General features: G+C 40.8%; 16 protein-coding genes. 4 read left to right on the forward strand and 12 right to left on the reverse strand.

The features are described from left to right. Positions 1 to 76: 76 nt before the first annotated feature. From ACTWQL_RS02040 to ACTWQL_RS02070, 7 genes are all read right to left on the reverse strand, one after another. Positions 77 to 631: an NADPH-dependent FMN reductase gene (locus ACTWQL_RS02040; RefSeq protein WP_443140762.1), complete on the reverse strand. Its 555-nt coding sequence runs from the start codon at positions 629 to 631 to the stop codon at positions 77 to 79. A 137-nt stretch (positions 632 to 768) separates the two neighbouring features. Continuing rightward, positions 769 to 1851, reverse strand: a complete 1083-nt coding sequence (locus ACTWQL_RS02045) for a copper resistance D family protein (RefSeq protein WP_443140763.1) — start codon at positions 1849 to 1851, stop codon at positions 769 to 771. Next, positions 1848 to 2423: a copper resistance CopC family protein gene (locus ACTWQL_RS02050; RefSeq protein ID WP_443140764.1), complete on the reverse strand. Its 576-nt coding sequence runs from the start codon at positions 2421 to 2423 to the stop codon at positions 1848 to 1850. The genes ACTWQL_RS02045 and ACTWQL_RS02050 overlap by 4 nt, the downstream gene beginning before the upstream one ends. Before the next feature lie 128 nt (positions 2424 to 2551). Then, positions 2552 to 2698 (reverse strand): hypothetical protein, encoded by a 147-nt coding sequence (locus ACTWQL_RS02055; RefSeq protein ID WP_443140765.1) that lies wholly within the window; start codon positions 2696 to 2698, stop codon positions 2552 to 2554. Positions 2699 to 2900: 202 nt separating this feature from the next. After that, positions 2901 to 3743, reverse strand: coding sequence for an alpha/beta fold hydrolase (locus ACTWQL_RS02060; RefSeq protein ID WP_443140766.1), 843 nt, complete (start codon positions 3741 to 3743; stop codon positions 2901 to 2903). 243 nt (positions 3744 to 3986) lie between these two features. Further along, on the reverse strand, positions 3987 to 4520 hold the full coding sequence (locus ACTWQL_RS02065; RefSeq protein ID WP_443140767.1) for a GNAT family N-acetyltransferase: 534 nt from the start codon (positions 4518 to 4520) through the stop codon (positions 3987 to 3989). Positions 4521 to 4525: 5 nt separating this feature from the next. Next, entirely contained in the window at positions 4526 to 5218 is a 693-nt protein-coding gene (locus ACTWQL_RS02070; protein ID WP_443140768.1) for a phosphatase PAP2 family protein, read from the reverse strand. Positions 5219 to 5410: 192 nt separating this feature from the next. Here ACTWQL_RS02070 and ACTWQL_RS02075 point away from each other — a divergent pair, with 192 nt between their 5' ends. Continuing rightward, positions 5411 to 5866, forward strand: coding sequence for a hypothetical protein (locus ACTWQL_RS02075; RefSeq protein WP_221566729.1), 456 nt, complete (start codon positions 5411 to 5413; stop codon positions 5864 to 5866). Positions 5867 to 6008: 142 nt separating this feature from the next. On the opposite strand, the gene ACTWQL_RS02080 is transcribed toward ACTWQL_RS02075, so the two are convergent. Together ACTWQL_RS02080 and ACTWQL_RS02085 are read right to left on the reverse strand one after the other, a co-directional pair. After that, positions 6009 to 7607 carry a DHA2 family efflux MFS transporter permease subunit gene (locus ACTWQL_RS02080; protein ID WP_443140769.1) on the reverse strand — a complete coding sequence of 533 codons (1599 nt, stop codon included), beginning with the start codon at positions 7605 to 7607 and terminating at the stop codon, positions 6009 to 6011. A 157-nt stretch (positions 7608 to 7764) separates the two neighbouring features. Next, positions 7765 to 8190: a MarR family winged helix-turn-helix transcriptional regulator gene (locus ACTWQL_RS02085; RefSeq protein WP_443140770.1), complete on the reverse strand. Its 426-nt coding sequence runs from the start codon at positions 8188 to 8190 to the stop codon at positions 7765 to 7767. A gap of 182 nt (positions 8191 to 8372) precedes the next feature. On the opposite strand from ACTWQL_RS02085, the gene ACTWQL_RS02090 reads away from it, so the two are divergent. Further along, the gene (locus ACTWQL_RS02090) at positions 8373 to 8795 is read left to right on the forward strand and encodes a CBS domain-containing protein (RefSeq protein WP_443140771.1); all 423 of its coding nucleotides are present in this window, start codon (positions 8373 to 8375) and stop codon (positions 8793 to 8795) included. A gap of 241 nt (positions 8796 to 9036) precedes the next feature. On the opposite strand, the gene ACTWQL_RS02095 is transcribed toward ACTWQL_RS02090, so the two are convergent. Beyond that, positions 9037 to 10098 carry an HD-GYP domain-containing protein gene (locus tag ACTWQL_RS02095; protein ID WP_443140772.1) on the reverse strand — a complete coding sequence of 354 codons (1062 nt, stop codon included), beginning with the start codon at positions 10096 to 10098 and terminating at the stop codon, positions 9037 to 9039. Positions 10099 to 10114: 16 nt separating this feature from the next. Then, positions 10115 to 10270, reverse strand: a complete 156-nt coding sequence (locus tag ACTWQL_RS02100) for a hypothetical protein (RefSeq protein WP_443140773.1) — start codon at positions 10268 to 10270, stop codon at positions 10115 to 10117. 243 nt (positions 10271 to 10513) lie between these two features. Here ACTWQL_RS02100 and cls point away from each other — a divergent pair, with 243 nt between their 5' ends. Both cls and ACTWQL_RS02110 read left to right on the forward strand, forming a co-directional pair. Next, a complete protein-coding gene (gene cls / locus ACTWQL_RS02105; RefSeq protein WP_443140774.1) occupies positions 10514 to 12016 on the forward strand; it encodes a cardiolipin synthase in 1503 nt (500 codons plus the stop codon). A gap of 260 nt (positions 12017 to 12276) precedes the next feature. Continuing rightward, positions 12277 to 12561, forward strand: coding sequence for a hypothetical protein (locus ACTWQL_RS02110; RefSeq protein ID WP_443140775.1), 285 nt, complete (start codon positions 12277 to 12279; stop codon positions 12559 to 12561). 8 nt (positions 12562 to 12569) lie between these two features. Here ACTWQL_RS02110 and ACTWQL_RS02115 read toward each other — a convergent pair whose 3' ends face one another. Beyond that, positions 12570 to 13445 (reverse strand): hypothetical protein, encoded by an 876-nt coding sequence (locus ACTWQL_RS02115; RefSeq protein WP_443140776.1) that lies wholly within the window; start codon positions 13443 to 13445, stop codon positions 12570 to 12572. Between the last annotated feature and the right edge of the window lie 65 nt (positions 13446 to 13510).

Genomic DNA, 13510 nt, shown 5'->3' on the forward strand with positions numbered 1-13510 from the left:
TATGAAAATCCGCCGATTTATGCCTACCATAAAAAGACGGATTTACTTACATTTTGAACCACACTTATATATTTTGCTATTGGATGTTCTGTTCCTGCTTAACATCAAGTTTTTCTGTCAAATCAACAAGGAGGTCGGTAATCGTCTGCAACCGCTCTACTGCTTCACGATCAACCAGCGAATATTCTGCATCATAACAATAAGGATCTGAAACGAATTGATCCGGGAGTACGATTGCGTAAAGTCCTCTTAGGACAGTCCTCATATTGTTCAATGCGTTGATGCCTCCCTTGCTTCCACCAGAAGCTGCAGCAATAGCCGCAGGTTTATGCTTAAAATGGCTTCCGCCGAGGAAATCTAATGCGTTTTTCAATACCCCGCTCATTCCATTATGATATTCTGGAGATGTGATAAAGAACCCTTCAGCCTCTTGAGCTGCTCGGTAAAGCTTCTGTAGGGATTCATGTTCATCATTGTCTTGATCACCAGGAAACAGCGGGAGCTTATCCGTTCCGAGATCATAGTAGCTTACCGTAACTCCCTTTTCCTCTAACAATTCTTTTACAATCTTTGCGATTCCACGTGTCCTCGATTTTTCCATTGGACTGCCATTGATTACTAAGATATTCATTAAAACCACGCCTTTATAGTAGTATTCATCTCAAGTATATTCAAAACGACATGTTACGACGTCCGATAAAGGAATGAAATCCATCTCATCAATAGGATGTATGATTTTTCTACAATTTCTACGACTATAGTTGTACTTTAAACAACACCTGACATCAGGGCAAGATAAAACAAGCCAGAAGTGCCTAGACCAAGCACAACGCTTACGATCACTGGAAATTGCCTGATGATGCTAAACAAAGTTACCAGCAGCATGACAATTCCCCCTAAAGCCCATAGCAGCACTCCATTCGTCATGGAGAAAGAAATCACTGACTTCGGATCGATCGTACCATCGAAAAAATACAAGAATAACGGAGAAGGCTGCTCCTGAAGCATCGTCCGCCAGACTTCATGGGGAGGTACCTGCTGGGACAAATATGCGGTCACCGAAAATACGAAAATCACAAGAATCGCTTCACCCTGGAGCGAACGTTTTACATGCTGACTTCCTTTCCGGCGAATCATTTTTTTCAGATAAAAACCGTGCACACATGCATATATGAGTACAGGGATTAACAACAAATGTTTGATCACTAACGCCTGCCCATATGGCAAAATCCATGAATCCACATATTGCGGGGCTACGATTTCATTCATCAATAGCCCGCCTCCGGTCAAAATCAGTACAGCGCCAATAGAAAATGGTGTAAACCAGTTCAGAAATGGAGCCCAGTCCGAATCGCGCTCAGAGCTCCAAGCAACGTAAAGAAGAACGCCGATCCATCCAGCAATTGCTGCCACATGTAAGAAGTGCGCAATGAACCCGATAACAGGGTAAAGAGAGGCGGCATGACTTGCAAATGAATATGAACTAGCCAGTACAATACTTAAGAACAAACCAAGTCTCGCATAAAACGTCATGTCTTTCAGGTTGTTTTTATAGACGAGCAGGAATAGCACACCTGCGATCAAAAGGCTTGCTAGCCAGGCTTTCCCGATACTGAAGGTAAATAGAACCGAAGTGAATGTCTCCAGATACCCAATACTTTCAGACAGATACTGGATGATTTGTAAGAGCTGGATGAACATAAGGATCGGGATGGATGCAATGACCCATAGTAACAGCTCTTTTGAAACGGCCACTTTCGGCTTGTGTTTTTTTGGAATCGACTCAAGTAGCATACCGCCTATGAGCAGTGAAAATGCTACGTACAAAATACCTTTGAAAAATATGATCATTTTACTGCCTTCTTCCTTAAGAGCCACCAAATGACCCCAACACCACAGACGATCGTGATAGCAGCAATTCCAATGACTACTGGTGAAAGACCATTTTCTACTTTGCCTTTAGGCGTTTCGTTATCAGCTGCCTTTTCATCTGGCTGATTTTTTTCAGACGGCTCCTGGTCTTCACCTGTTGATGGATTTTCATCCGTGTTTTCGGTCGATTCTTCTGTTTCTACTGAAAAAGTGAAATCGTCCTCCACAACGTGTGAATCTTGCGAAATGATCTTATAAGAAACGGTATACGTTCCAGTTGGCAGAGGCTCGGAAAGCTGACCGAGCATGACATTATCCTTTAGATCGATTGATTGTATTTCAATAGATTTTCCATCTTGATTAGTAAGTGTGAATTTACTACCTTCTTTTATTTCAGAACTGAACTTGAATGTAATGATGTCCAGCGGATGCTTCACGGTTTCTCCATCTTCAGGAGACGTCCCTTGAAGAGACGAATGGGCATTAGAAAATGATGGGTTGTACAATATTGTGAATAAGATCACGAAACAGATGATTATATATTTCCGCATAAGAGGTTCGATCCTTTCTTTTCAACTATCGAATCCATCTTACCACCTGTGCACTTCTGTTTCTACTCTGTTCACACTTCGTTACCTTTTTCTATTCGGCTCTTTTCTTAAAGATTGTTGTTTTTGAGTTATTTTTGAAAAGAACCACCTTGTGCAACTTGATTGGAGAGCAAGGTGCGGGAATCCTCCAAAATGAAAATCGCATTTTCTTCGGGCGATGTAACGCTGCTGAAGCTTTCCTTGTCCTGCGGGATCAGGGGGACAGGTGAGACCATCAATGTTGCAAGGCGAGAGTGCACGCCCCGCGGAAAGCGAGCATCCTGGAGCGGAAATCAACGACTTTTAAAGAAAACTTGGCGAGACCAAGCCTTTTGTAGGTCGAGCCTTAGTTGCCCTTATACTGAAGAAAGTATTTTATACTTTCTTTAAGTGCAAGAGTAACAAAGTTTCCGAAAACAGCCTTCTATTTTTATCGTGTCATGCTAAAAACGCCCGGACAGCAAGCTGGAATCTCTCTTGTTCTTCTAAGAAAGGATAATGGTTGCTATACTGGAATCGTAAAAATGTGGAACCTTTCAGTCCTTCATCTATTTCTTCTGAACATTCGATCGGACATTGCACATCGTGTTCACCACAAATAATCAACGTAGGAACCTTGATATCCTTCAACTTATCTCTCAAATCAAAATTCGGAAAATCATACTCGCCAAAGTAGTCTAATCGGGATGCCGCCATCTTTTTAAAAATATCTGCTGAAAAATAACTTTCATACTTTTCTGGTTCATTCAATGAAAGCTTCGTCCGTTCACGTGAAAGCAACTTGCGTTCATCAGGGTGCAAGCAATTGGATTTCAATCGACTTATCAATTCTTGCATTTTATTAAACTTTGGATGTTCCGAGTTGTAGATACTTCTCTTTTTCGAGGCATAATCACCACTCGCTGCACTTCCGACAACAATCAAACGGTCTATTGAATCTGGAAACTCCAATCCGTAAAGGAGACCGAGCATACCGCCAGTTGAGTGGCCTGCGAAAGCCCACTTTTTAAATCCAAGCGCCTCCTTCACAGCCTCGAGGTCTTTAACCGTCTCAAACATCGAAAGTTCATCGATGTTTTTATACCCAGTTGAACGACCCGTACCACGCAGGTTCACCAAAATAGCCTGATATCGTGTTGAGAATATATTTGCAAAATGGTCCCCGGTTTCATTGAATTCTGAATAAAGATGGGTGATACATACCGGGATTCCATCACCTTTAGTAAAAATTTCAAATGTTCCACGATCCGTTTGAATTAATTGTGTTTTCCATGTACTCAACTCATCACTCCCCTAATTCAAATGTCCTACTAGGAAGAAATTTCCCTTTTTTGATGATCCAAAACATCTGATTTTAGATCTTCCATGAAATTTCACCCAATCTATTGAACGTATATTGAAATGCTGTTTTAAGCATAGATTGTTGTTTTGGAGTTTGGAAATATACTCGCTTTCCGCAACAAAATTACATAAAAAACTGGCCTTCCATCATGTAGTAGGTTAGACCAGTCCCATTCGTTCTAATTAAGTTTTGATTTTCGCATACATCGTCAGATCGATGAAGCCTTTGCCACTATAGGCATAATCCTTCAAAATACCTTCTCTTTCAAAGCCTAATTTTTCGATCAAACTTAAGGAAGCATTATTATGAGGGGAGATCAGTGCCCCTACCCGATGGAGGTTCAGTTCGTTGAATCCATACTCAGTAATGGCTTCAAGCGCTTCTCTCATATACGCTTGGCCCCAATATTCCGGAGATAGCTCATAACCGATTTCGGCTCTGTAATAGCGGTGGTTCCAATTATGAAAACCACATGTCCCAATGAGCTTTCCCTCTGATTTCAAGAATATCCCCCAACGGATGACCGTATTATGCTTCAAGCCGACACGGAATTTTTGAATCAATTCCTGTGCTTCAGAAATATTATCCATCGGATCTGATCCATAATATTTCAAGACCTCTTTATTTGTAAAAAGATCAAATAGAATTCCTGCGTGTTCGTCTTTAATTTCTTTCAAATGCAATCGATCTGTACTCAATTCCGGAAATGCTTCCATTGTCATCAATTCACCTTTCTGTGTCCACCGGATCGATTCAATAATGATAGGGCATACATGCAAGCCAAAAGCCAAACTCCCCCTGCTGAAAAACCAGCAATCACATCACTAGGATAGTGGACATGTAAATAGATTCTAGAAAAACCAATCAGAAAAATCCATAATCCTGCCAACAGGACGATAGGCCAATACGGCTTCCCACTCTTGCGCAAATACTGAATCAATAAATGCGCCATAATCCCATAAGCAGCGATCGAAACCATCGCATGACCACTCGGAAAGCTGTAGCCGCCTACTTCTACCAGGTGTTCCAATCTTGGTCTTTCCCTTTCAAAGGAACCTTTTAGAAACGTATTCATCCCCCACGAGCCAAGAATGGTGATCAGCAGAACAAGCGCCTCCCATTTAAGACTCTTCCTTAAGAGAATAATAAGGACGATTATCACCAAAAACACATATGTATACGTATCCCCTGCATGGGTCATGAAAATCATGATATCTGTCAGCCAGGGTGTTTGAAGGTTATAGACAATATTCGAAATAAACGTGTCAAATCCCTTCAATTCATTTTCCAGAAGTTCATCGGTTAGTTTGGCGAAAACCCCTAGTAATGCCAAAGCAGCAATAATGCCGATCATCAGTTCTAGACTGATTTTCTCTAATGCTTTTTTCGTTTTTGTTGTATTCAGATCGATCATCCCATCATCCCTTTCCTCCACCCAATTACTTATTTAATTGTAATTTTGCATAAGACGCCACATTCTTAAATATTAGTATTTTATCATGAAAATCAATCATGGAAATGAAAACGTAAGGTGCTCTCTAAAATTGTTATTAAAACGGATAACAGAAAAAATTTCCATTTTCGGTTTTCAAGAAGGAATTTCAAATTGGCATCAAGAAATAACAACATCACAGAAAAACAAATTCTTGTTCCTAACATTTGGGGTGGTTATTTGAAGAGGTTTTTGGAAAAGCCGCGCAAACGTATTTTGAGCAAACCAACTAGAGATGTCGAGTATAAACTTGTGTTCATTGGCAGCTTGATTGGATTCTTCTCCTCTTGCCTCTATTTCGTATTGTTCGAGTATATCTTCGAATCCGTCCAAGAGATGGATAGTGCGATCATCGGGAGTTTCTCTGGTGTCCTCGCGTCATTCGCCGCTTATTTTTGCTTGAACCTTGTTGATTATCAAACCCGGAAATTCGCAATCTGTATTGCCATTTGCTCGATTTGGGGATTGCTAAGCGTCAGTTATTTCTATACGATACCTGCTCTACTGTTATTATCGTCAACTTTCCTGTGTTTTTGGAGGAAAAACAGGGAAATTCGAATTATAAAATGATATTTTCGAAATCGGAAAGAAAACTTGGCAAAGCCCAGCCTTAGTGTTGGCTGAGCCTTAGTTGCGCTGATACTGAAGAAAGTATTTGTACTTTCTTTTATGTGTAAAAAAAGGGGATGACATGATGTCAGCCCCACATGATTTATACGGTTGAACGTTTCTTCTCTTCCACCTGAATGATATTTTCTTCATCCTCATCTTCCTGATTGGATGTCTTCAACCTCACTTCTTTCAAAAACAATACGAGGATCACTGCCAGAACCATTGTGAAAACGCCGAATAGGAATGCGCCGCCTAAAGCATCACTTAATGTATTGCGCATTGCACTGATGACCTGATTCAACATGTCCTCCTGTTCAGCCGGCACTTGTTCTTTGAATGTCTGAAGTTGTTCGGGGTCCATTAGTACTTTTGGGTCGGCTGCTTTTTCCATGCCACTTTGTAATCCTGATTTGGTTGTGGTTGTATCCATCTTAGCGCTCATGATCATATTCATAATGGCACCCATTACAGATACACCAATGGTACCTCCGAGCTGTCGGAACAACTGTACAGAAGAGGTTGCGACACCTAGATATTTATAAGCGACCGCATTCTGGATTGTAATGTTGAAAATCGGAAAACTGCAGCCCAAACCAAGGCCGATGATCATCAGGCGATAAATTGCATCGATATTGGTACTATCGGTGTTCAACGTTGTTAGCGAGAAGATTCCGATTCCCATCATTGTAAGCCCGAAGATAGCCATTTTTTTATATTTACCAGTTTTGGTGATCAATTGACCGACAATCGTACTTGATAGGACCATACTGAGCATCATCGACATCATGATGAATCCGGTTTTCGTCGCTGATGTCCCAATCACGCCTTGAATGAAAAATGGCATATACATGATTGCCCCGAACATCGCCATTCCAATCAAAAGGCCGATGATATTGGATATCGTAAAGACACTATTGCCGAATAGACTCAATGGCAGGACAGGATTGGTTACCTTCCGTTCTGTATATAAAAATGCCAGTAAAGCCACGATGGAGAGCGCAAATAACCCGTTTACCTGGAAGGAACCCCAGGCATACTGGTTGCCAGCCCATGAGAATGCAAGCAACATCGGAATAATCGTCGCCGCAAGAAAGACTGATCCGAAATAATCAATTCTTCCATGTTCTTTACGCGGCACACTCGGAAATAATCGCATGATCAAAATGAACGCGACAAATCCAACAGGGAGGAAGATCCAGAAAATCCATTTCCATGCAAAATGATCGACGATGTAACCGCCGAGCGTTGGACCGAACACGCTTGAAAGTCCGAAAACTGCGGCCATCAATCCCTGCCAGCGGCCACGCTCACGTGGTGAAAACAAATCACCGATCGAAGCGAAGGCTGTTGAAAAGATCATCCCGCCGGCTAAACCTTGAAAGCCTCTATAAAGGATGAGTTCCACCATCGTATCGGCTGTTCCACAGAAGAAACTAGCCACAATGAACAAACCAAGACCGATCAGTATGAACGGTTTCCGACCATACATATCAGACAATCTTCCTACCAGGATCGCCGTTACGCTTGAGGCCAGCATATAAATCGTAAAGATCCAACTAAAATAGTTCATACCACCTAGGTCAGAAACAATGATCGGCAACGCTGTGCCTACGATCGTCTGGTTCAGCGCAGCAAATAACATTGAGGCCAAGACCGCTACCATAATCGTTATTTTTTGTTTGATTGGTAAATGTTCCATATTTCGTTTCCCCTAACTTTCATTAGATGAATAGTTCACTTCATGAATTATTGTCCGAAAAAGAAAACCTGGTGCTTACCCATGTTTTCATAATTTTTGAATACACTATCATATAGGTTATTAAAATTGTATGCCAAAAAATCGTTGTTAGAATTTTTCAAGAAGACGCCGTTATTTTCGAAAAAAGCTCTACCAGGGTTTTCATTTCATCATCTGATAGGTTCTTGAACTTTTCTTCCATATACGTATGCTTTTTCTTCTCAAGGAAATTCACGAGCTCCTCCCCTTTGTCGGTAAGACTGAGGTAAATCACTCTACGATCATTTTCGGCTCGTTTCCTTCTGACTAAATCCCGTTTAACAAGTCGATCCGTGACCGCCGTTATATGACTTGTAGCCACATTGAATTCTTGAGAAAGCATTGAACTCATGACTTCATTCTTTCCCATGATGAATTTCAAGTAAGTAAATTCAGTGGATGTACATTCATCACCGAAAAGATTGTTAATTTCTTTCCGGAACATCCGGAATGTCGTACGGAAACTTTTCTCCAGTTCCCCTATCAATTGCTGTCGATTATCCATTAAACTACACCTAACAATCTATACGTTTAGTTAACCTTATTAAGTATATCAAATATAGGCACAAATTTAAACTCTCGTAAAATTGTGTATGCATTATTTTGACTATTCATAGCTTCACATTATCAATTCAGAAGAATTTATACTATACTGTATATGGAGTTCTGTTTGAAAGGAAGAGTCATATGAATATTGGCTTTTACTTACTGCCGAAAAGTGAAGTGAAATATTTGAATCCTGAGTCGACCATTCGGCAAGCATTAGAAAAGATGTCTTATCACAAATATACATCTGTCCCGCTTGTTGATGATGAAGGTAAATATTCAGGCACTTTGACAGAAGGAGATCTTCTATGGAAGCTGAAAGAAGATCTTGATGCAGAAGAGGATTATGATGAAGTACAAAAGATCAAATTGAAAGATGTACCTATGCGAGTCAAAAACATTCCGATTTCCATCAATGCGAATATGGTAGATCTGATTACACTGGCTACTGATCAGAACTTCATTCCAATTACGGATGACGATGGACATTTCATCGGGATCATCCGGCGCAGGGATATCATCAAGTATTGTGCAAGTGTGATATGGGAGAAAAACGAAGCATAAAGAAAAGCGTAATCGCCCGTTCAGCCACGAAGGTCACTGGAAGTCCAACGAAGAGGCTCGAACCAAACAATGACTTGGTTCTGCTTGGGCTTACGCTTCAGATGGAAATCAATGTGTCGCCGCCACAGGAGGTCTGAAATGATCCAAGTGGTTGGGATGGAGCTAGACATTACGTCAACGGAACAATCTTTTATACTTTCTTCAAGTGCAAAACAGGCTGACACAAAAGTGTCAGCCTGTTTTATATCCTTTCCCCAGCAAAGTCTACGATCGATAACGTCGTCACTTTCTGAAGATCAAGATACCCTGAACGTGCTTTGAGAAGCGGTCGTTGTGGTTCTGTAAATGGAATGAAAGCGACGATGCCTTCTTCACCTGTATTAAGGACGACCCTCTTCCCCACATAAAGCTTCATCAAGTACCGTACAAATTCTTTAACGACTGTTCGGTTTATCTTTCCTGCCTCAGCTTCTTTACTCAATTGTTCGATGGCTATAAAAGTGGACTTTCCTTTATGGTAACTCCGTTCTGTACAAATCGCATCATAGATATCAGCAATCGATAGAACTTGAATCAAAAACGGTATTTCATCTGCCGTACGGCCTTCGGGGTAACCTGTCCCATTCAAACGTTCGTGATGGGCCAGTGCGCCGAGCGGGACCATCTTTTCTAGATGAGGGATGCTACAAAGTAGTTCATATCCGTATGTAGTATGTAATTTGATTGCTTCATATTCTTCATCATTGAGACGTTCTGGTTTTTGTACAATTGATTGGTGCACTTTCATCTTTCCGATATCATGGAGGACACCCATTTTACCCAGCAGCAAAATTTCTTCAGAAGGCAAATTCAATACCTTACCGATCAAGCTTGCAACCAATCCGACATTCACACTATGACGATACGTTACTTCATCATAATCCTTGACTTCATAAATAAGGGACACAGCCTGTTCTTCATCTTTCAAAACTTCTTCCAATATAACGGAAAACTGATCAAACATCGTCTTCGTATTCGTGTCCTTCCCTAAAAGCACATCAGAGAAGAATTCCCGGATTCTCATTACCGTTTGATTATACAATTCCTGAATATACGTATTGGTAGAGCTAATTAAGTGTTCAGGTGATACCGGATCAACTTTAAAGGCAGATGCACGCTCTCCATCAAAGTACCAATCATATTTTTTCAACATCTCAATTTGGCCATGTTTCAATAGAGTCCCTTCTTTCAACAGAAGAACCCCTTTTTTTGAATAGATATCCGCTTTTATTCGCTTTCCTACTTGAAGGCATTTTTGATTCATTAGACATCCCCCATGTCTAAATCTGTTCTGACCGAGTACATATCAATATTTTCTTTTGGTTGTTTTCTAAAAGATGTTGCTTTTGAGTCATTTTTAGTAACTCACCTTGTGCAAGTTGATTGGAGAGCAAGGTGCGAGACTCCTGCGGGATCAGCGGGACAGGTGAGACCATTCAATGTCGCAAGGTGACGAGTGGGCTCCCCGCACGCCCCGCGGAAAGCGAGCATCCTGGAGCGGAAATCAACGACTTTCAAGAGCAACAAAGTTTTTCGAAAACAGTCTTTCTTTTAAATGTTAATTATGTTTTTATTATACAATTAATATCGGTTATCTTCTATCTTCTTTTAACCTCATCGTTTCTACACGTATTTTTAAGGGTACTATAAAGAATATTCACTTTGAGAGGAAAGTTTTAATGAAACGTATCAGACAATTTTTTTTATGCCTTATCATGATCATTTGTGTCGGAATCATCATATCGGCAAAGCAGCCGGCAGACCTTAAACTTATGGCTGGGATCGTTTATCTGAGTATCGCATTATCGGTCTGTTATGTGTTGATGCTTGAAAACCGTTCTCCATATAAAACCCTCTTATGGATGTATGCGATTCTCTTCATCCCGATCATTGGGTACATTTTTTTCATTTATTCAGGTCAGCTTGAAGTAAAAGGGCATTTATTCAAGGAAAAACGGTTGGATAACTACAAACAAGCTCAAAAGATGCAGATTGAAAACAAAACCTCTGAAAGATGGACACACCTGCATGAATCAGAAAGGGAATTCTCCAAACTGATCACTACTCTAAGTGATCAGACCATCAGTTTTCATTCCTATACAGAAGTACTTCGTAATGGTGATGAAAAATTCCCCCGTTTGTTATCTGAACTGAGGAATGCGAAAGATTACATCCATATGGAATATTATATTTTTCGTTCAGATGAGATCGGAAGACAGATCATAGATGTCTTGTGTGAGAAAGCTGCTGATGGAGTTGAAGTCCGCTTCATTTATGACGGGATCGGTAGCCTCAAGATTTCAGATCGTGATGTCTCCCGGATGAAAGAGGCTGGGGTACAGGTTCATAGCTTCCTTCCGATCAGGAAAGGATTTTTCAATCAAAAATTCAATTTCAGGAACCACCGGAAAATCGTGGTTATCGATAATCATATCGGTTTTGTGGGAGGGTTGAATGTAGGGAATGAATATCTGGGAAAAGACGAGAAATTCGGATACTGGCGTGACACCCATCTCATTGTAAAAGGGGAAGCGTTACGGGATTTGCAACGTGTCTTTCTTCTGGATTGGAGTTATGTCAATGATGAATCGTTATTTGTAGAACGCTATTTGGCGATGGACGCTAGTGAAGAAAGCGGCGGAGTCCAGGTCGTTCCGAGTGGACCCGACACTTCCCAAGGCGTGATGAGCTATTTATACTACAGCATGATCACTTTTGCGCAACAATCTGTATGGATCACAACACCTTATTTCATACCGAGTAAGGAGATTCGTACCGCCCTTCTCATCGCCGCTATTAAGGGAATCGATGTCAGATTGATGGTTCCTGAGACGAACGATAGCTTTTTAACGCAATATGCAACGCGTTCCTATTTCAGTGAGCTTTTGCGGTATGGGGTTAAAATTTATTTGTATCAGAAGGGATTCCACCATCAAAAAACGATCATCGTCGATGGGAATTATGCTACTCTTGGAACAGCGAACGTAGACTTACGTAGCTTCCATCTTAATTTTGAAGTCAATGTGTTCATGTTCCGCACCCCGACAATTGAAACACTCGTTTCACAGTATGAAGAGGATCTTAATGACAGTTTGGAAGTGAATATGGAAACCCATAAAAAACGGGGGCTGTTCCTCAGGACGAAAGAATCTTTCAGTAGATTGTTTTCTCCGGTTCTTTAAATATCAGGCTGACTTTAGGGTCGGTCTTTTTTTGTGTATTGATTTATTATGGCGTTAGTGTCGGGAATGAGCGTGTCCAGAATTGAGCTGTTTTGGGACACCAGAAAGAGAATTCCGCCGTCCTCTGTCCCAATCAACGCTGTATTTGTACAAAAGCTAAGCCTCCTTCGAGACAAGAAGGTAATAGAGAGTAAAACCGTTTATTATGAAAAAATCCATTCCGTACATACTAATCGAAAGACGATTGTATTGGAGGATATATGGCTATGGGATGGATTTTTCCGATTGGTTTTTGGGTTATTGGTACGCTAGTTGCGGCAAGCCCTGGTGTTCTTTTTCGATTAGTAGAGAAGGAAAAAGAAACGTTACGTGAAGAAGCAGAGGAAACGAGGTTCCGTGACCATTTAGCATCCGTATTTTTCACTGTGGAAGAAAAGCTGATGAGTTCAATCCCGTGGTGGTCTTTTACGTTGATCTGTTCAATTTTGGCGGTTTTCCTTTTTACATTCGGTTTCATCGCATTAAGCTTTGTCTTAACCTGGTGACCCGCCGATTACTTTTCATCTTTAAGCAAAGTATCAATATCCACAGTCCAGCGACTCGTCAAACTATCTCTTTCTAACCTCATGACAGCATAATGTTTATCCAGCCCTCTTCTACCACTTGTCAATACTTCAACGGAGTATTCGGTCACAAGTAAAGTGGAGGGTTCTTTTTCGGATAATGGTTTATTTGGATGTACAAAGAATAACTTTTCCACCTTGCTCTTTTTAACAGGATGGCTAACTGTTTGGTTGATGATCTTAAAATCCTCCTGATTGACAGCATGGATGAAAATGGTTGCCAATTCATCGCTTGTCGCTTTTTCAATATAACTGTCCAGTTTTCCTGAAGCTTTTAATATCATCAGTTGATGTGATGGATCTTCTTTCTTGGATTTATGTGTTGTACTGTTCGGAAGATGAATGCAGAAATGACCTGGAAAATTATTTGCCAACGCGCCTGCACCATGAGGCATCCCATGCATAGAGGCTGGGATCATCTCTGAACCGTTTCGAATGAAGATTGCTCTCCGTTTCCAGCTCCATTTTCCATCATAAATCTGTTTCATGATTGCAGTATCTGTTTTAGTAAGCGGTTGGACATCGGCATGATGTTCCCCAGCCCTCCTTTGTACTGTGAAAAACAATCCTGTTTCCATGTCAACAACTTCAAAGGTACTTTTTCTCGGAAAAATCGCATCTGTTTCTTCCCATGTCTTCCACTCAATCCTTTCCGGCAAATGAGTACCATCATCGAAAATCGATGGCAGATTCTCAACTTTGATTCCTTTAGCATAGATCTCTTCCATTGGAAAAAGACTCGTGAACAGTCCACAAACAACAACCATTAGAAAGTTTCGTCTCATTTCAAGTTCTCCGTTCATCATTATTTCGTTCCTTTATTATTGTGGCTTGGAACCATTTCACTCTATAACAGGTAATATTTGTACTC

The sequence above is a fragment of the Pseudalkalibacillus sp. R45 genome (genome assembly GCF_052246725.1).
Classification (GTDB): domain Bacteria; phylum Bacillota; class Bacilli; order Bacillales; family Fictibacillaceae; genus Pseudalkalibacillus.